The 19,119-nt window shown below is 28.9% G+C and carries 16 protein-coding genes and 1 tRNA gene; 5 read left to right on the forward strand and 12 right to left on the reverse strand.

Annotated features, from left to right (window positions below):
* Nucleotides 1-107: 107 nt before the first annotated feature.
* The gene (locus CNEONATNEC86_RS20145; protein ID WP_159117126.1) at nucleotides 108-1,379 is read right to left on the reverse strand and encodes a PTS sugar transporter subunit IIC; all 1,272 of its coding nucleotides are present in this window, start codon (nucleotides 1,377-1,379) and stop codon (nucleotides 108-110) included.
* A gap of 281 nt (nucleotides 1,380-1,660) precedes the next feature.
* On the opposite strand from CNEONATNEC86_RS20145, the gene CNEONATNEC86_RS20150 reads away from it, so the two are divergent.
* Entirely contained in the window at nucleotides 1,661-2,359 is a 699-nt protein-coding gene (locus CNEONATNEC86_RS20150; RefSeq protein WP_230132312.1) for a GntR family transcriptional regulator, read from the forward strand.
* A 201-nt stretch (nucleotides 2,360-2,560) separates the two neighbouring features.
* Here CNEONATNEC86_RS20150 and CNEONATNEC86_RS20155 read toward each other — a convergent pair whose 3' ends face one another.
* The 8 genes from CNEONATNEC86_RS20155 to CNEONATNEC86_RS21700 all read right to left on the reverse strand — a co-directional run bounded on the left by CNEONATNEC86_RS20155 (nucleotide 2,561) and on the right by CNEONATNEC86_RS21700 (nucleotide 10,929).
* Complete coding sequence (locus CNEONATNEC86_RS20155; RefSeq protein WP_058293085.1) at nucleotides 2,561-3,931, reverse strand: MFS transporter; 1,371 nt, start codon at nucleotides 3,929-3,931, stop codon at nucleotides 2,561-2,563.
* A gap of 376 nt (nucleotides 3,932-4,307) precedes the next feature.
* A complete protein-coding gene (locus CNEONATNEC86_RS20160; RefSeq protein WP_058294124.1) occupies nucleotides 4,308-5,525 on the reverse strand; it encodes an IS701 family transposase in 1,218 nt (405 codons plus the stop codon).
* A 234-nt stretch (nucleotides 5,526-5,759) separates the two neighbouring features.
* On the reverse strand, nucleotides 5,760-7,193 hold the full coding sequence (locus tag CNEONATNEC86_RS20165; RefSeq protein ID WP_159136732.1) for a glycoside hydrolase family 32 protein: 1,434 nt from the start codon (nucleotides 7,191-7,193) through the stop codon (nucleotides 5,760-5,762).
* A 12-nt stretch (nucleotides 7,194-7,205) separates the two neighbouring features.
* Nucleotides 7,206-8,585 (reverse strand): PTS transporter subunit EIIC, encoded by a 1,380-nt coding sequence (locus CNEONATNEC86_RS20170; protein ID WP_159136733.1) that lies wholly within the window; start codon nucleotides 8,583-8,585, stop codon nucleotides 7,206-7,208.
* Between the two features lie 179 nt (nucleotides 8,586-8,764).
* Nucleotides 8,765-9,742 (reverse strand): LacI family DNA-binding transcriptional regulator, encoded by a 978-nt coding sequence (locus tag CNEONATNEC86_RS20175; protein WP_159117128.1) that lies wholly within the window; start codon nucleotides 9,740-9,742, stop codon nucleotides 8,765-8,767.
* Between the two features lie 274 nt (nucleotides 9,743-10,016).
* Nucleotides 10,017-10,286 (reverse strand): amidohydrolase family protein, encoded by a 270-nt coding sequence (locus CNEONATNEC86_RS22060; protein ID WP_353797269.1) that lies wholly within the window; start codon nucleotides 10,284-10,286, stop codon nucleotides 10,017-10,019.
* A gap of 24 nt (nucleotides 10,287-10,310) precedes the next feature.
* Nucleotides 10,311-10,679, reverse strand: a complete 369-nt coding sequence (locus tag CNEONATNEC86_RS21970) for an amidohydrolase family protein (protein ID WP_326998583.1) — start codon at nucleotides 10,677-10,679, stop codon at nucleotides 10,311-10,313.
* Nucleotides 10,654-10,929 carry a hypothetical protein gene (locus CNEONATNEC86_RS21700; RefSeq protein ID WP_230131755.1) on the reverse strand — a complete coding sequence of 92 codons (276 nt, stop codon included), beginning with the start codon at nucleotides 10,927-10,929 and terminating at the stop codon, nucleotides 10,654-10,656. The genes CNEONATNEC86_RS21970 and CNEONATNEC86_RS21700 overlap by 26 nt, the downstream gene beginning before the upstream one ends.
* Nucleotides 10,930-11,489: 560 nt before the next feature.
* Here CNEONATNEC86_RS21700 and CNEONATNEC86_RS20185 point away from each other — a divergent pair.
* Nucleotides 11,490-12,191, forward strand: coding sequence for a pirin family protein (locus CNEONATNEC86_RS20185; protein ID WP_125147871.1), 702 nt, complete (start codon nucleotides 11,490-11,492; stop codon nucleotides 12,189-12,191).
* A gap of 39 nt (nucleotides 12,192-12,230) precedes the next feature.
* On the forward strand, nucleotides 12,231-12,851 hold the full coding sequence (locus tag CNEONATNEC86_RS20190) for a nitroreductase family protein (RefSeq protein ID WP_125147872.1): 621 nt from the start codon (nucleotides 12,231-12,233) through the stop codon (nucleotides 12,849-12,851).
* A 216-nt stretch (nucleotides 12,852-13,067) separates the two neighbouring features.
* Here CNEONATNEC86_RS20190 and CNEONATNEC86_RS20195 read toward each other — a convergent pair.
* Together CNEONATNEC86_RS20195 and CNEONATNEC86_RS20200 are read right to left on the reverse strand one after the other, a co-directional pair.
* Nucleotides 13,068-13,142: transfer RNA gene (locus tag CNEONATNEC86_RS20195), tRNA-Arg, on the reverse strand.
* 50 nt (nucleotides 13,143-13,192) lie between these two features.
* Nucleotides 13,193-15,583, reverse strand: a complete 2,391-nt coding sequence (locus CNEONATNEC86_RS20200) for an HAD-IC family P-type ATPase (RefSeq protein ID WP_125147873.1) — start codon at nucleotides 15,581-15,583, stop codon at nucleotides 13,193-13,195.
* A gap of 210 nt (nucleotides 15,584-15,793) precedes the next feature.
* Between CNEONATNEC86_RS20200 and CNEONATNEC86_RS20205 the strand changes: the two genes are divergently transcribed.
* Together CNEONATNEC86_RS20205 and CNEONATNEC86_RS20210 are read left to right on the forward strand one after the other, a co-directional pair.
* Nucleotides 15,794-16,519 (forward strand): lysophospholipid acyltransferase family protein, encoded by a 726-nt coding sequence (locus CNEONATNEC86_RS20205; RefSeq protein WP_125147874.1) that lies wholly within the window; start codon nucleotides 15,794-15,796, stop codon nucleotides 16,517-16,519.
* A gap of 214 nt (nucleotides 16,520-16,733) precedes the next feature.
* Nucleotides 16,734-18,311, forward strand: coding sequence for a DEAD/DEAH box helicase (locus CNEONATNEC86_RS20210; RefSeq protein ID WP_125147875.1), 1,578 nt, complete (start codon nucleotides 16,734-16,736; stop codon nucleotides 18,309-18,311).
* A gap of 157 nt (nucleotides 18,312-18,468) precedes the next feature.
* Here the strand turns inward: CNEONATNEC86_RS20210 and CNEONATNEC86_RS20215 are convergent, their stop codons facing one another.
* Nucleotides 18,469-19,017: an Hsp20/alpha crystallin family protein gene (locus CNEONATNEC86_RS20215; protein ID WP_058293092.1), complete on the reverse strand. Its 549-nt coding sequence runs from the start codon at nucleotides 19,015-19,017 to the stop codon at nucleotides 18,469-18,471.
* Nucleotides 19,018-19,119: the final 102 nt, after the last annotated feature.

Consider the following 19,119-nt stretch of genomic DNA (forward strand, 5'->3'; position numbering starts at 1 on the left):
ATCATTTAACTAATCATAATAAATTAGGTTTATGTTATATTAAGTTTATTGTTTAATATATAAAAAATATGGTGCTATAATTTGTGGCACCATATTTTTTTTGTTATCTAAATATCATCATTATCTAAATACTTCTTATCCATCATTTTCAAGAATGGGAACCATATCACCCCTACAATAAGTGCTTGAACTAATTGTAATACCCCACCCATTATTGAATTTGTAGCCATCATACCAGATATAAATATTGGTGTAGTCCAAGGAATTGCTACACCTGTTGTTAATGGAACTATTCCCAATTTCATTGCGAAATATGCAATAGCTGCTGAAATCATTGTTCCAAATACCCATGGAATGAAAGCTAAACTGTTTAATACTATAGGTAATCCAAATATAACAGGTTCATTTACATTAAATGCTCCTGGTCCAATTGCTAATTTTCCTAAACTCTTTAATGTTTTTGATTTCATAAAAAATATCATCATTAATACTACTATTAATGTCATACCTGACCCACCAAGACTTACTGTAAATATTTCTTGGAATTGCATAGTAAATATATTAGTTCTTTCTAGTCCAGCTGTATAAGCTTCTAGATTTTGCAATCCTAATGTTTGCAATATTGGTGTTATCATAGGATTTACAACATTGTGTCCATGAATACCAAAGAACCATAAGAACTGAATTAAAAATTGTGTAACCATTAAGGCTCCAAACGATCCGCCAATTCCAAGTAATGGAGCTTGTAGCCATGTAAAAATAAGAGAATGTAAGTCATCACCACATACTGTCGTAATAACATAATTCATTAAAGTTACAATCGTTAATGAAAATAACATTGGTATTAATGCAGAGAAAGATTTTGCAACTGTTTCAGGAACCATTTCAGGCATTGAAATTTTCCATCCCTTTCTTTTTACAAAACAGTGTAATTCTGCTGATATAAATGCAACTATCATTCCAACAAACATTCCTGATGCACCTAGATTAGATATATTAAATATACCATCAACAACTTCGCCTGATTCTAACACCCTTGTTGTTGGAGTTACTAATAGGAATCCAACTAATGATGTAATCCCAATGAAGTGTGCTTCATCATCATAACCATCTTGCTTAGCTAAATTGATACCTATACCTAGGCATACAAATATAGACATTATTGCCATAGTAGCATTATTACCATTTCCAAAAATTGAAGACATTAAATTAGTAAATCCTTGTGGTGCAAATGGCAGATTCATTAATACAACTGAAAATGAACCAAATATTGTTGCTGGAAATGCCATCATAAATGCATCTCTTAAAACAATAAGATACTTTAGATTTGAAATTTTCGCCATAGTCGGCACCATTTTGTTTTGAAAAAACTCTTTCATTTGTTTTCCTCCCTATCCATCTCATTTATTGTATTTTAAATATCGTTTACAATAAATTTAAAAAATATTGAATTGTTATACTTTCTATGACTTTATATTACATTAGATTTAATCTAAACAGTTTCATTGTCTATACAACTTTTTTAGTTTCATGATATAATTTTAATAAAATAAGAAATGTCTTTAAAATTCATTTACTTCATACTATATTATTTAGTCAATTTTAAAACACAAATAGTTATTAGTCAAAATATGTTATAAACTTTATACTTAGTTAGGATGTGATTAGTTTGAAGAGTGATGAAATAACAAATGATTTAATTAGACAAATTCTATCTGGAGAACTCGCTATCTCTAGTAATTTACCATCAGAAAATCAATTAGCTATTAAGTACAAATGTAATAGACATACTATAAGAAAAGTAATTAATCACCTAATCGAAAGGAATTATCTAATTAAAACTTGTGATAGAGTTACTTATATAAATAATCCTGCATTCTATGATAATAATAGATTATTTATATCCTCGCTATCTGATTTATATGATCCAAATTCCATTTTAACTTCAGTACATACATTTGAATTAATTACATCATCAGATAGGGTTTGTAGCAAATTAAATATAGATAATAATTCTAAGGTTTGGCATATTATTCGAGTTAGATATGTTAATTCTACAGTAGATCATTTAGAAGAAATATATATGCCATACTCTCTTTTTCCAACATTAACCATAGAGGATTGTAAAAGTAGTTTAATTGCATTTATTGAAAACCAGTATGATTTTAAAATTAATTATGGAATAAGAGAAATAACCTCTGTGAAATTAAAGGATTTTGAGTGCAACTTGTTAAGTCTTCCACTTGAATCTACTGTTATGCGAATTGAAAATATAGGATATTTAACTAATGGCAGAATTTATGAATACTCACTTTCTACATGTACAGAAAATAAATTTTCATATTACTGTAGAAGATAAACTAAAAAAGAAAGTCTCTAAAAATTTAGTTTCTTAAAACGGTATTTACATTATTGACATAGATCCAGTTAAATAAGAGTACGGAATGTAGAACATAGAAATAAACTTCTATATTCTACATTCCGTAATAATACTTATCACTCATCTATAGTCGTATAATTTATAGATGAATTTAAACTAATATAATATTATTTATTTAATCTAATTTACTAATGTATCACCATTTCTTAAATCTTCTACTATAGCAGCGTACTCTTTCTCTGTTAGATTATATTTTCTTAGTATTAGAAATGTAATTATTCCAGCAATAAATGGTACCAATGATGACAGAAGGTGTATACCATTTAATGTAAAATGTGATTGAGTTGTATTTGCTTTATATCCAATATAAGAAAGTATATAACCACATAAAGAACCACCAATGGCGCCAGCAAGTTTACTCTTGAAAATATTAGCAGAAAAAATCATTCCTTCTGATCTTTTTCCAGTTTTCCATTCGCCATATTCTACACAATCAGCAAGCATTGATTGCAAAGAAATATATGATGCTCCATCTAAAACTCCCATTATAGTATTTAATAAAATTAAACCCAATAATGATGAATATGATAATATAAATAATGTAAAAGATCCCGCTACACTAACCGAAATTGCCATAAGAGCCGTATTTCGTTTACCCAATATTTTTGTTAAGTATGGTGATAATATACCACCAACTATACTTGCAGCAATACCTAAACTACCTGTAATTGGAATAAACATTTCTGCATTAAAATTGTATTTTATATAGTATATTGACACACCATTTTTCAAAGCACCAGAAAACTCTAATATTAACATTGTTATTAAAAGTATTCTTAAAGGCTTATTAGTTTTAATTAACTTAATAAATTGCTTAATACCTTGCTTCTCAGATTTTAATTTTTTTTGTTCATAATTATTTATTTCTTTAACTCCAAATACAGTAATCCAAGTTAGTAAAACTCCTAAAATAGAATATATAGTTGCTACCAATCTCCAATTTCCTGTTTTAGCTACTAAAGGTATTGTGAATATGGATACTATAAATCCTCCACCATAAGCAATTGTTCTTGCTGTTGTAATAATCTTAGTCTTACTTTCTGGATCTCTAGTTATATTCGCTGACAAGGACCAATAAGGTATATCCATAGCAGTAAAACATATTCCCCATAAAATATAAGAAGCATATAGCCATATAATCTTACCATTATAAGATAAATTAGGAGCTGAAAAACACATTACTGTAGCTATTCCCATAAATATAGGAACGATTAAAAGATAAGGTCTACTTTTTCCCATTTTTGTATTTGTGTTATCAACTATTACTCCCATTATAGGATCTGTTATAGAATCAATTATTCTAGCAATTAAAAATAATGTACCTATAGCAGCTGCTCCTATACCAAAACTATCAGTTAAAAAAATTAAAAAATAAGATGAAATCATTGCATAAATTATATTATTACCTAAACTGCCCATACCGTAGCAAAATAGAGTTTTTATCGACACATCATTATTTAAATCTTTAGAATTACTTTTCTTTAATATCAATGCTCCTCACTCCAATAATATACTTTTATTATTTACATTAATGCAAACCGTTTTCATTGAGGTCTAATATTATTTTAATCTTATTCTCGTTTTATTAAAATGGTGTTAAAGTGCCTAAATATGGTATAATGTTTCTAAGTAAGCCAAGATAATTATATTAAAAAGATTATATAATCTTTTTCCTAATTCCAAATTTTTTTGATATTCTCATCATATAGACTTTTCATATAATATTCCTTCTAGTATCAGCTGTAAATTTAAATTACTCTCTTCAATAATCATATTATCTGCATTATACCTATCAAAATAAAGAAGTTATTCAAGACTTTTATTATCTTGAATAACTTCCTAGACTTGTGCAGTAAATAGGAAAAATTTAAGCTACTAGTCCTAATTTGGCAATAGTAGACTGTAAATCAATCCCGTTATCTGCACATTCATGTGCAAAAGAAACTATTTTTACCAAATAGTTGTTTCGGAAGTGTAATATTACATCTCCAATATTTTTAAATTTATATAATTTTTCACATTTGACTCTGAAAATCTCAAGAAAAGTATACGTTAAAAATATCATGCTCCAATATCTATGTATTGATTTTAAAGATTGAATTTGAAATTCATCAAAACCAAGAGCTGTTTTATGATATCTATAACTTACTTCAATATCCCAACGCTTTTCGTAATATGAAATTATGGTTTTATTATCGAGTGAAACATCCGTACTTATAATGAATGCTGGATTATCAGATAAATCGTTTTTAGTCCAGCTTATAAGTACAACTACATTCTCAATATCATTAAGTTTTCCTTCATATCTATAAACATAGTACTTGTTATTACTAGCGGTAACTAAGCTAGTCTCATTAGTCCTAATGTATGAAGAAAACTTTTTGACATTTGTTTTAATGCCAGCCGGATATATTACTCTGTTAGATTTTATTCTCCCTATAGTGTGACAACCATTTATTAAACCGTGAAGCAAAATTTTTGCTGAAGTATACCATGAATCAACTAGTAAATAATTGTTTTTAGTTACAGGAGTGAATTCATTAATCAGTTCCATCGCAAGTTCATTTTTATCTAGAAATTTTTTAGATAGTTTTTTACTCGATTCCTTTCGGTGATATTGTCTAAAATCTAAAGGTATAGAATAATCATTAATCTTATAATGCGATGTAACTAAGCAGTGTGACCATTTAGGTTTATTGCCATCAGCATGTGAATTGTGAAAATCTAAGCCTTCAATTTTTTTAGTTGAAGTATTTTTCTTAGTTAAGGTATCATCAATGATTAGGAATCCAACATCACTATCTTCACAAGTGTTGGAAATTTCAGATATTGCATGAAATATGCGTTCTTGCGTAACATATTCATGATTCCATGAATATGAACTTAGGAACCTTGAACCAGTACTTCGATCTCTATTGCATGTAATTTTATTATGAACAGATGAAATAGTTTTGCTTCCTTCTGTTACAATAATTCCAGATACTATATTTACCATATGATTCTTTATCGCAGAAGAATATGGCAGATTTAACTCTGAAATATAGTTGATAATTGTTTCATTTTGGTTTAATATTGTTGTCAGCATATAAATCTCCTTAGATTTGGTTTCGCAACAATAAATCTAGCATGTTTGAGGTTTATATGCTACTTTTTTATTTAAAATTATACTGGTAAAATGTCAATAAAAATCCAATGGTAAATTTTCTTAAATTAATGCACAAGTCAAGTAACTTCTTTATTTTTCTTACAATGCTATTACATTCTCTTCATTTTAAAAATTTAATCATATATTTATTTTCTTGTGAATATTCTCATGCTATTAAGTTATTGATATATTTATTCTATTTAAGTAATATAAATTCCCAATTGCACCTAATATTTTTAACTTTGATACATTTTCTATATAAAATCTTGATGTAAACACTGTTTTTCCACTGTCACAGAATATTTCAATGCTAGAATTATCAACAAAAACTCTTATTCTGTTGTTATTATTCTCAATTCTTTGTGCATATCTTTGCATACCATATTTTTCATTGTACATATAGCTCATTTTACTTCTATCAAGGCAATATTCTTCTTTTGTTCCTGAAAATACTATCTTTTCATCTTTATCATTTCCCAGAGTAAAAGCAAATTCACAATTCGCTTCAAATTCAAGTTCAAATGCACAATCTTTTATTTCATGTTCACCACATATGGAAATTTTCTCTTGACGTAATTCTTTTAATTCTTCCAATGGCCATTGAAGTAGACGATCACCCTCTATTGTAACCCTTCTTGGTATAGTCAACATATGAGCCCATTGATTTTTGTCTGATGGATAAATGCACTTTGAATTTCCAAGCCACCCATACAATACTACTCTACCCTTACTATCTTTAAAAGACTGTGGTGCATAAAAATCAAAACCTTTATCCATTTCATAGAAACTTGGAGCTTCGAAATTACATGTATCTACATTTATTGGTTTTCCAACAGAATAAACAACTGAAAATACATTTCTAAAATCATATTTACTAGTACTTTGTATGCCTTGTGGTGAAAAGAATAATATTCCCTTTCCATCTTCTTCATAATAGTTTGGACATTCTAACATATATCCATAATCATATTGTGGCATTTTTAGATTCCCAATATATTTAAAATCATAAGGATTCTCACTAGAATAAAGTGTAATAATCCCATTATTATTATTATCTTCTCCACCAACAAGCATTAAATATTTATCATCTTTTTTTATAACACTAGGATCACGAAAGTTTAAAGTTGTTATTTTCTCATCAACATCAAATAACATCCTTTTATTCACTACCTTATTTTCTTCTATTTCTCCATAGCAAACAGATGGTCTATTATCTTTTCCACGTATTCCTGTATAATAGATTCTATATGCATCATCATCTTGTAATGTTATACCTGTATAACATCCATCTTCATCAAACTCCGCATCTGGTGCAATTCCAATACCTAAATCTTTATAATTAATAAAGTCTTTAGTAGTTAAATGTCTCCAATATTTTAATCCATGAACAGGACCTGCTGGAAACCATTGATAGAATATATGGTATATTCCTTCAATTTCGCACAATCCATTAGGATCATTTAATAGTCCATGCCTTGGAGCAATATGAAACTTTGGATAAGAATAATCATTTTTTGCTGCATTAATTATTAAATCTAAATATTCCTTTGATAAATCTTCTATACGAATATCTCTATTTTGTCTATTTGAAAAATCAATATAATTCATTATTCCTTTAATCTACTCCTTACCTTTCATAGTTATATAAGTTCCTATATAAGCAACTCCTATAGATATCACCATTACTAATAAATATTTTATTAATCCACCATTTAAATATAATAATGCTCCTGGTATCATTGATGCACCTGTTCCTTGTGCCGCTAAGCCTATTATTGCTGCAAATCCACCACCTGCTGCTCCTCCAATACAACCGATTAAGAAAGGTTTTATACGAGGAAATGTTATTCCATACATAACAGGCTCTGAAATTCCAAATAGCGCTGGAATCAATGCAGGTATCATATTAGCACGTTTTTGTTTATCCTTTTGAAGCATAACAATAGCTAATCCAGCGCCTAATTGTCCTGCTATAGCTGCTGTTCCCATTGGATTTATATAATCTAATCCTGTTTCTGTAAAAATACTTACAATTATAGGTGTAACTGTGTGATGCATTCCTACTGAACATAATAATTGTATAGCTCCACCATATACAATACCTCCAATACCAAATGGTAATGTCAACATCCAAAGTATAGAATTTGTTAAGCTTTTTTCAACAAATGATAACACTGGTCCAACTAATAAAAGACCTAATAATAACGAAATTGATACTGTTAAAAATGGAACTAATAACATATCTACAATATCAGGAATAACTTCATGCAATTTTGTCTCTAACTTAGCACAAAACCACCCAAGAAATACTGCTGGAATTACTGAACTTTGATATCCTGTAATTTGTACATTAATACCTGCTATAGATAAATTTAATGGCTCTACTATCCCATTTACTACATCCCATTTATTAGGTAATAAAGGGGATACTAACATTAATCCTAATACAATACCGATTATTGGTGAGCCTCCAAACTTCTTACATGCTGACCATGTTACTAAAACAGGTATAAAAGTGTATGCTGTATCTGTAAGAACTGAAATAATCGTAGCTGCTTGTGTTGGCAATTCCATTTTTAGTCCATTAATCAACAAACCATTAATTCCCATTAAAATTCCTGTTGCTAATAATATAGGTATAATTGGTATAAATATATCAGAAATAGTTCTAGTTAGTTCTTGAAATTTATCTTTTGCTGAAACAGGCTTATTTTTCTCTATTTTATTATTATCTTCACTATTTGTAAATCCACATAATTTATTGGCCTCTGCACATACCTTATTTACAAATCCAGTTCCTAAAATTATTTGATGTTGTCCACTTTTTTCAAAATATCCTGCAACTCCTGGTAATTCTAATATAGATTCCTTTACAATTTTGCCTTCATCTTTAAGAGTAACCCTCAAACGTGTAGCACAATGCATTATTATGTTAATGTTTTCCTTTCCTCCTAAAGATTCAATTATTTTTTCAGCTGTAAATTTTGGATCTTTCTTCATTATTATATCCTCCTTAAGTTTATCGAACTAGTTCGATAAATTTCCAAAAAAAATATCGAACCGTTTTTATAATTAAATTTTAACGCCATTTGTTTACGTTGTCAAGAAAACATTTTCAAATTATTTATATTTATAATATCATTGGTTCCATATAAATCATTATACAGAACCAGTGATTTTTATGTTGTTTCTCCTGCCTGAAGTGAAACATCTAACAGTGATTTTTTATTTTCTATTTCTTTATCTTCTATAAGTTGAATGATCTTTTTTACTGATTCCTTTGCAAGAGATTCAATAGGCTGTACTATAGATGTTATAGTTTTTTCTCCAAGTCTTGTAATATATGTACCATCATAAGAAATAAGCTTTAAATCTTTCGGAACCTCATATCCCTTCTTCAACGCTAGTTTCAGACAGAGTAATATTACAATATCAACACCTATAATAGCATCAATATTAGGATGATTTTTAAATACTTTTTCTGCTGCTTTCTCATATCCTTCAATTGTAAAAGAATTACTTTCAGTTTCCACATTACAAACTTCTATATTGTTTTCTTCTAAAAACATTCTACAATATTTTGCGTAATCACCTGTTGGAGTATTAGCTAACTTTGATCCAATAATTTGTACCACCTTTTTACAATTTCTATCTTTTAAAACCTTTGTAGTAATTTCAGCTGCTTGCTTATGATTAGAACTAACCATTGGAATATCTGCATCTATAAATCTATCTAATGTTACTATTGGCCTTGTAGTTTCCTTGTATTTTTCCACATCCAGAGTATGAACTCCCATTATAATTCCATCCATAACATGCCTATTCAACATGTTAAGATATGTTTCTTCAATCATCTCTCTTCCTACAGTTCCACATACCATTGCATTATAACCTTTTTCATAAAGATATCTTTCAGCATATTTTATGAATGTAGAGAAAAATGGATGCATTACATCAGGCATTACTATTCCCACAATTCCTGATTTTTGAGCTGAGAAATTCCTTGCTAATTGGCTAGGAATATAGTTTAACTCCTTCATAGCCTTCTCAACCTTGCTTCTTGTTTCTTCTGAAACATACCCCTTATTATTTACGACTAATGAAACTGTACTCTTGGAAACCATCGCTAACTTTGCAACATCATTAATACTTGCCATACTAAAATTTCTCCATTTCTCAATATTACTCATTTTACCTAATTTTCTCTTTTGATTATATCACAGGTTAATCTTTTTCTAATATACAATTTCAATCTTATTACTCAAATAATAATCTTATAATTATATAGAATCAATTTATCTCTAATGTAACAATAAGTAGCAAAGCTTCAAACTCTTCAAGTATAATTTAATTTAATTTGATTTATTTTTCTATTTTTCAAAATAAAATAGTACAATAATAGTACAATTCTCAAGTCAGAACTCCCTGTAATTAGTGCTTGTTAAAATAAACATCTAATGCGTTGTCGTAAAAGACCATTTTCATTTCTTCTTTATCAAATATATCTTCATTTATGTAGTTTATAAGATTCTTATATGGATCCCTTGCTGCTGTTATAGGTGCATCACTTCCCCAAATAAGCTTACTTGCTCCTACAATATCTTTTGCTATTTTAATACTATTTTGTGCAGAAGGAAATGGATATATATCTGTTGAAAAAATAGCTGGTAATGCTGCAAGATCAAACCATATATTAGGCAGATTTAAAAGTTCAAGATCTCTTTTTTAAATTTCTTCCTTTCCTTTTATAGGGGCTAATAAATGACAAACTACAATTTTAACATTTGGATATTTTAATGCCACTCTTCTAATAGCTTCTGGTTGATAGCTCTCCATAGTATAATCCCCAATATCAAGTGCTACTGTAGCATTGACTTCAGATGCTTTAAGCCATATATCTTCCATTTCATTTCCATCAATTAAAAACTTATTATGATAGCCCATAAGTCCTCCACCAGAGCTAATTTCAAACTTCATAATTTTACAACCTAAGTCATCAATAAAGTGATTAAGTAATTCAATTTTATTCTTTGCAAATGGATCAATTGTGAATGCTCCAGCAAATCTTTCAGGATATTTTTTTGCACATTTCATATGTATATTCATTTTGAAAACCGTACATACTACCTTGCAATAGTACAGCCTTTTTCACATTATTTTCATTCATAAGTCTAAGTAAAGATTGAGCTGTAAAATCCTTCTCTCCATATCCCTTAGGAATAAGCTCCATAATCTCGCCACTAGCCCATCTTGCTTTTCCATCTCCAATAGCACGAAGTTCCCTTCTTCTACCATAACCCGCCATTACTTTAATTAAATGTATATGTCCATCTATAATCTCCATATTAATCTATCCTCCATTTCAATTTATTAATATAATACCATTTTGGGTAGGCAAGTTAAACTAAGGGATATCTTAAAGAAAGTACCCTTAAACAACGAAGATAATAATTTATGTTTTTACATATACTACATTCATTAATATTAGCCTCATATATTTTGTTAAAATACCTATTATCTTTTCTCTAGGTAGAGCTGAAAGTACTGTGCCTTTAAAATTCCTTCATCTGCAAAGTATATACAATTTCTAAAACAAGCTTTTCAAAGGCTTTTGTTTCATGCGTATCTGTTACCTTACACTCCATTTATTATGATGCTGAAATATTTTATAGCTTTTTAAATAAGGTGCTTACGCAATACCAGTTTGTCGTGTCTAATATTATTGACATAAATCTAAATATACTTGACTAGTTATAAAGCATATGCAATAATTAAATTATACCAACTTACTAAAAGTAAGTTGATATACATAATTAAGTTCTGAAGTGAATATTTATATGTTTTAATAAAATAATTCAATAATTTTCGATTGAGTTTTTAATATTAATCAAGGAGGGATACAAAATGTTAAGAAAGATTGACAGTAGAAATATGGGTAGTAGTAATCTGGGTTGGCTTAAAAGTAAATTTCACTTTTCATTTGCAGAATACTATAATCCAAATAATATAAGGTTTGGAGCTTTAAGAGTCATTAATGATGATTTAATTGAGCCGGATACTGGATTTGATACTCACCCTCATAGAGATATGGAAATAATATCATATGTAGTTAATGGAGAACTTACACATGGAGATAATATGGGGAATAAAAATACAATAAATCGTGGTCATGTTCAATACATGAGTGCTGGAACAGGAGTATACCATAGTGAGCATAACCTAGGAAAAGATCAATTGAGATTGCTACAGATATGGATTTTCCCAGATAAACAAATGTATAAACCTAATTATGGTGACTATAGATTTAATTGGGCCGATAGAAAAAACAAATGGCTTCATATGATTTCAAGTAAAGATGGAGATGCACAAATAAAAATAAATCAGGATATCAATATTTATTCTTTAGAACTTGATAAAGGCAAAGAAATTGATTTTCAAATTACTAAAGGAAGGCAGGCATATTTAGTTCAAATCGAGGGAAGCTCTATAATAAACAATATTGAGTTAAATGACAGAGATGGAATGGAAATAACTGAGGAAGATATTTTAATTAAGGCCAAAGAGAGTTCTCATATTTTGATTTTGGAGATGAAGAAAGAAAATTAGATATGAAAAAAATAAGAATGAGAAAGAGATGAATTGATAATGAATGAATTTTTAAAAATTGTAAGAGAAAGAAGATCCGCCAATAAATTTATTGAAAATATCACTATACCTAGAGAAGATTTTGATGATATATTTAGAGAACTTTCATTAGCACCTTCTGCTTTTAATTTACAACATACCAGATACTATGTTGTAGAAGATAAAAAGTTGTTAGAGGAAGTTTATTATGCATCATTTAAACAATATAAAATCAAAACTGCTTCAGCAGCAATAATAGTTACAGGAGATAAAAATGCCTATTTATCAGCAGATAAAATTTACGAGGGCTCAATGATGCTTGGAATGATTGATAAAACTGAATATGAAATAATGATTAGTACTATTAAAAGTCTTTATGAAGGCTGGGGAGAAGAATTCAAGCATGATGAGGCTATAAGAAATTCATCATTGTCAGCAATGCTATTTATGTTATTAGCTAAAAATAAAGACTGGGATACATGCCCAATGATATATTTTGATAAGGATAAGATTAGTCAATTATTAAGTATTCCAGATAATGAAGTACCATCTTTAATGATTACAATAGGAAAAATGGATAAGAGTAGCAATAAAATTAGAGGATATAGAAAGCCAGCTGCTGAATTTGTGAAATTTTATTAATTGAACAAGCTAATATTTATTAAAGATATCAAACTTATAGAAGATTATTTTGTAGAAATTAATTGCAAGTAAAAAAACAATAAAAATTGCACATGAGATAAATCCAAAATTTAAAATAGTTTGCATGCTGGCAGCAGGTAGTACATATGTTATGTCAGTATTTTAGAAGATAAAAACGGCTTAACCTTTGTAGTTAAGCCGTTTCATTTTGCATATTGGTACTCCCAGCGGGAATCGAACCCACATCTATCCCTTAGGAGGGGATTGTTCTATCCATTTAACTATAGGAGCACATATATTAGAGAGTTAATAAAATAACTCCCTAATAAAGTTTATTATAATTATTTAGCAATGTCAAATTTATATTTTTTATTTACTCTTCTTCTTAATATGTCAACCAATTCTGTAATTAAAGGCCCTGACCCAAATATCACAGCAAGTGAGATTATCCAGTGTCTTAACTTTAATCTTTCTAAACTGAATATAAGTCTTCCTACTGGTGTTAAGAATGCTAATGCCATGATAAAAAACATCGCAATACACAATCCCATCTTAAATTTAGTCAAAGGTCTTGCAACTCGTATTAAAATCATCATACTTATTCCTGCAAATAACAGTAATGACGCAGTTTTACTATAAGTTATATCTGATCCAATGTGTCTTGATATTACAAAAGTACTTGTTGTAAATATTGCAAGTATTAATCCATTTGGAATACTAACAGTTAATACTCTTTCTAAAAATCCTTTTTCTACTTTTCCTGTACTAGGCAATAATGCTAAAAAGAACCCTGGTATTCCTATTGCACAGCTTCCTACCAATGATAATTGAATAGGATCTATTGGGAATTCTATTAAAAGTATAGATGCAATTACAGATACAAATATCGAAAATATTGTTTTTGATAAAAATAATTCAGATACTCTTTCTAAGTTTTGAATTTGTTTGCGTCCTTCTTCAACTACTTTTGGCAATGCCGAAAAATCGGATTTCATAAGAACTAATTGTGCTACTGCCTTTGTAGCATCTGAACCATTAGCCATAGCTATACCACAGTCAGATGTTTTTAAAGCAAGAACATCATTAACGCCATCACCAGTCATAGCAACTGTATGGCCATCTTCTTGAAGCGCTTTAACTATCCTTTTCTTTTCATGTGGAGTCACTCTCCCAAATACTTTTGTTTTTCTAACTATTTCTCTAAATTTATCATTATCATCTGGTAATTCTCTTGCATCAATGTAATTTTTCCATTCATTAACTCCAGCTCTTCTTGCAACCTCTGATACCGTTACAGGGCTGTCACCAGATATTATCTTTACTTCAACACCTTGTTTTTCAAAATATGCCAATACCTCTGGAGCTTCTTTTCTTATTATATCTTCAATTAGTATCAATGCCGCACTTTCTATCTTTCCAGTAAGCTCATCTTCTAACACATCATTGCATACATTTGCTAACAGTAAAACTCTCTTTCCCTTTTTAGCTTCTTCTTCAACTGCTCCTTTTATTAAATTGTACTTTTCTTTTAGTATAATTTCTGGAGCGCCAAGGACCCATGTACCTAAGCCTTCAAACTTAGCTCCTCCCCATTTTCTTTTAGATGAAAAAACAACCTTTTTTATACATTTCACTTCATTGTTATATGAAGTATATTTATCTAAAATTGCTTTTTGTGTAGGATTGTTACTAGGCAAATTATGAATTAAAACCGATAATATTTCATCAATTTCTTTATCACTTCTACTGCCTATATTTCTAATATCACTTAATTTTAAATTACCTTGTGTTATTGTTCCGGTCTTATCTAAACAGAGTACATCTACTCTTGCTAAAACTTCTGTTGCACAGAGTTCTTGCACAAGTGTATCATGCTTACCCAATTTTACAATAGATACTATAAATGTAGCACTTGTTAAAAGCATTAATCCTTCAGGAATCATTCCAATTATGCCTGATACTGTTCCTATCATAGCACTTCTCCAATCATTTCCTGTAGCCTTAAGCTGAGCAACTGTTAATAAAATTGATACAGGTATTATAATCCATATAAGAATTTTAAATATCTTATTTATAGCATTTCTAAGTTCTGAATTTATAACCTTAAACTTTTTAGCTTCTTCTGCAAGAATTGATGAATATGTTTGTTTTCCTATTTTTGTAACTCTAGCATATCCTTCTCCTGCAACTACAAAACTTCCTGAATATAAGTTATCTTTTAATTTCTTACTAATAGAATCTGACTCACCAGTTATCATTGATTCATCAATTTCTAATCCATTACTATAAACAACTTCTGCATCAACCATTATTTGAATGCCATTTTCTAAATAAATAATATCATCCAAAACAATTTCACTTGCTGGAATTTCTTTAGTTTCCCCCTCTCTTAAAACTTTAGCCTTTACCATGCTTACAACTGATAACTTCTCTAAAGTTTCTTTAGCTCTCAATTCTTGTGCTACACCAATTAGTGTATTACAAACAATAACTCCTACAAACAGAGAATTTTTGGGTGATCCAGCTAAAATTATTATTGCCGCAAGTATAAGATTTATAGCATTAAAACTAGTAAATAAATTAGCCCTTATTATTTGCCATATGGTTCTTGACGGAGCCTTAGGAATATAATTAACTTTACCATCTTCTTTTCTCTTTAAAACTTCTTCATTGCTTAATCCTAAAATATGTTTTTGATTGTTACTTATAAATTCTTCTTCTATTCCTGTCATCAATTAGTCTCCTATTATATTCTGTAAATTTTTACTTACTATAATATTATACCTTCTTTTATTAATAACTTCCTAAATTTTTTATTAAGTTAAAATTAAATTTATCAAAAAATTTACATTTCACACCTTGGATAATACTTTTAAATATTTAAAATTTATAATATACTGTTCTGTAGGAATAATTAATAATTTAAGGATGTGTAAATAAATATGTTAAGAACAATAGTTTTTTATCCTTGCATTATTCTAAGTCTCATTTGGGCTAATATAATCTATAGGATAAAAATAAGGTTTTTAGACAAAAAGGAAGATAAATCAGAAAAAGAAGCTTATATTTATAAAGTAACTTCTAGTTGGGCAAGATTTATATTGAAAATAGCTGGTGCAAAGGTCACAGTTAAAGGTGAAGAAAATATTCCAAAAGATGATACTGTATTATTTGTATCTAACCATCAAAGCAATTTTGATATTCCTTTATTAATGGCATACATTAATGTACCAAAGGGTTTCATCGGTAAAAAGGAATTAGAAAGCTGGCCTTTTATTGGCACATGGATGAAATATATTCATTGTGTATTTATGGACAGAGATAATTTAAGAAAATCTGCTGAAGCAATAGTTGATGGAATTAAATTGCTAAGAAGCGGATACTCAATGGTTATATTCCCAGAGGGAACTAGAAGTAAAGGTAAGCCTGTTGATGAATTTAAAGCTGGGAGTTTTAAACTAGCTACTAAATCTAAAAGAGCAATTGTTCCAGTAACAATCAATGGAACTTACAAACTATTAGAAGCTAATAATAATAGAATCAAATCTGCTGAAATAGAACTAATAATACATAAACCAATAGATGTTACAACTTTATCTAAAGAAGAAACTGACAAACTTCATGATACGGTTCAATCAATAGTAAGCAGTGGTTATAAGTCTGAATAAAATATACTGAATATTATCACTCTTTGGCACAATACTATTTCCCGTATTGTGCCTTTTCATCGCTATTATTATCGTATTGTATTATTTCCCATATGCATTGTTTTGACATTGGCACATTATTTATGTTATAATAATTTTATTTGCTTGTGTAAAGACAATTAAAATAGAATATTTAATTTTTAAATATAAAGAACAATAGAAACGAGGATAATTAATGAACAATAATGAATTTTACAATTTAGGTCTTAAAGAGACCGTTGTTAAAGCTATAGATGAAATGGGCTTTACAAAACCATCACAAATACAAGAACAAAGTATTCCTGTAACTCTTAGCGGAGTTGATTTAATAGGGCAAGCACAAACTGGTACTGGAAAAACTGCAGCTTACAGCTTACCTATTATCACTAAAATGAGTAATGCTCCTGGAATAAAGGCTCTTATATTGGCACCAACAAGAGAACTTGCAGTTCAAGTTAATGACGAAATAACAAGACTTTCAAAGTATGAAAAGCTTAATGTTTTATCTGTTTATGGTGGAGATTCGATAGATAGACAAATAAGAGCTCTAAAAAAATCTAATGTTGATATAGTCGTTGGTACTCCAGGAAGAATGTTAGATCTTATAAAGAGAAAAGTACTTCATTTAGATAAAGTAGAATTTTTAGTTCTAGATGAAGCAGATGAAATGCTTAATATGGGATTCATTGATGACATAGAAGAAATATTAAGTCATACACCATCTGAAAGACAAACACTTTTATTTTCAGCAACAATGCCAGATCCAATAGCTAAACTGGCTAAAAGATATATGAAGCCTGATGCTAAATTAGTAAGTGTTAAAAAGAGTACATTAACTGTATCTAAGATTGAACAAAGCTATTATATGGTAAATGGTAAAAATAAGCTAGAAGCACTTTGTAGACTATTAAGCCTAGATAATCCTTCTTCAGCTATAATATTCTGTAAAACTAAAAAAGGCGTTGACGATTTAGTTCACGACTTGCAAGCTAAAGGATTTATGGTTGAGGGAATGCATGGAGATATGACTCAAACTCATAGATTAGCTACTTTAAATAAATTTAAAAAGGGTACATTACATTTATTAATAGCAACAGATGTTGCAGCTAGAGGTATAGATGTTGATGGTGTAACTCATGTTATAAATTATGATCTTCCACAAGATGTTGAAAGCTATGTTCACAGAATTGGTAGAACTGGTAGAGCTAACAGAGAAGGAACTGCTTATTCTTTAGTGACTCCAAAAGATTTTTCTATGATAAAACAAATTCAAAAAGTTACTAAGAGTGATATAAAACAAAATCCTGTTCCAACTGTTGATCAAATTAATAACAAAAAATTTGAGGATATGGCTGATGAAATACAAAAGACTATCGAGTCTGGAGAATTAGGCAAATTCTTACCAAGTGCAATAAATCTTGTTGAAAATCATGATCCAGTAGCAGTAATCGCTGGATTAATGAAAATCAAATTTGATAATGAGCAAATATTTGAATACACTTCTAATTCTTTAGAAACACCTAAGAGCGAAGATGTACGTTTATTCTTCTCTGTAGGTAAAAAAGACGGTTTAACTCCTAAGATATTAATTAACTATATTAAAGATAAAACAAGAGTTAATGCATCAACTATAGGTCAAATTGATCTAATGGAGAACTTCTCCTTTGTAAGTGTCGACAGAAGCATATCTGAAAAGATATTAAATAAATGTCCAGGAGGCAAAATCAACAGAAAGAAAGTCAATGTTGAAGTTGCTAATAGAAGAAGAAAATAATCTTTTTAAAAGGCTCCTCTTAACTGTGATGGAGCTTTTAGTATGCCTTTAATAAAAAAGCTGTTTTTAAATACAGCTTTTTTTATTTATCCACAATTTTAAAAATTTCCTGTGAAGTTTTCCACAATTCTTTAACTTTTTGTTTATTTTTATTTAATCAATGTGAATTATTTTCTTCATCTAATGGTACTAACTCAGTCTCTACTACTTCTGTATAATCTATATCCACTATTTCCGGTGATCCATCAACATAAAATCTTTTAGGCATTCTTATGCTTAACATTTCTTCATCTATACTTTTTAAAATATTATCTGTATCTATCTCTTCTATATTATCAAATGTTTTATTATAATGATTCTTAACTTTTGTTTTTATTCCAAATGGATTAGTGTTAATTTCTAAGCGATTCAGATTTATTTCAATAATTCCAGAATCATATCTTATACTAAGTTCTCTTAAATTAACTCCATTTAATTCAATTGTTAATAAATACATATCATCATATGATTCAAATTTAATAAAATTAACCTCTTCTTGATTTTTTTCTTCATCCGAATTTTCATAATTAGAAAATACATCTTCATATAAATCTGTTATTTCATTTATACCAATATCCCCTAAAAATGATTCAACCATATCATCTATTTTGTTGAAAGTCCCAAATGTAAAAACTCCTCCACCTTTAAATGGAAAAAAATTGAACATTATACCCTCCAAAAATATTTATATATACTATTCTATTTTTTTACTTCATATATGTTAATTATTTATAAGATTTAATACTGTATTGATACACTATTGAATATT

It is taken from the genome of Clostridium neonatale, from assembly GCF_900465025.1.
Taxonomy (GTDB): Bacteria; Bacillota; Clostridia; order Clostridiales; family Clostridiaceae; genus Clostridium; species Clostridium neonatale.

Coding starts and splice junctions, on each gene's coding strand:
- CNEONATNEC86_RS20185 (WP_125147871.1), top strand. CDS start 11,490: ATGTTAAGAAAGATTGACAGTAGAAATATGGGTAGTAGTAATCTGGGT.
- CNEONATNEC86_RS20170 (WP_159136733.1), bottom strand. CDS start 8,585: ATGAAGAAAGATCCAAAATTTACAGCTGAAAAAATAATTGAATCTTTA.
- CNEONATNEC86_RS20190 (WP_125147872.1), top strand. CDS start 12,231: ATGAATGAATTTTTAAAAATTGTAAGAGAAAGAAGATCCGCCAATAAA.
- CNEONATNEC86_RS20145 (WP_159117126.1), bottom strand. CDS start 1,379: ATGAAAGAGTTTTTTCAAAACAAAATGGTGCCGACTATGGCGAAAATT.
- CNEONATNEC86_RS21700 (WP_230131755.1), bottom strand. CDS start 10,929: ATGGAGATTATAGATGGACATATACATTTAATTAAAGTAATGGCGGGT.
- CNEONATNEC86_RS20205 (WP_125147874.1), top strand. CDS start 15,794: ATGTTAAGAACAATAGTTTTTTATCCTTGCATTATTCTAAGTCTCATT.
- CNEONATNEC86_RS20175 (WP_159117128.1), bottom strand. CDS start 9,742: ATGGCAAGTATTAATGATGTTGCAAAGTTAGCGATGGTTTCCAAGAGT.
- CNEONATNEC86_RS20160 (WP_058294124.1), bottom strand. CDS start 5,525: ATGCTGACAACAATATTAAACCAAAATGAAACAATTATCAACTATATT.
- CNEONATNEC86_RS20215 (WP_058293092.1), bottom strand. CDS start 19,017: ATGTTCAATTTTTTTCCATTTAAAGGTGGAGGAGTTTTTACATTTGGG.
- CNEONATNEC86_RS20200 (WP_125147873.1), bottom strand. CDS start 15,583: ATGACAGGAATAGAAGAAGAATTTATAAGTAACAATCAAAAACATATT.
- CNEONATNEC86_RS20165 (WP_159136732.1), bottom strand. CDS start 7,193: ATGAATTATATTGATTTTTCAAATAGACAAAATAGAGATATTCGTATA.
- CNEONATNEC86_RS21970 (WP_326998583.1), bottom strand. CDS start 10,679: ATGAAATGTGCAAAAAAATATCCTGAAAGATTTGCTGGAGCATTCACA.
- CNEONATNEC86_RS20210 (WP_125147875.1), top strand. CDS start 16,734: ATGAACAATAATGAATTTTACAATTTAGGTCTTAAAGAGACCGTTGTT.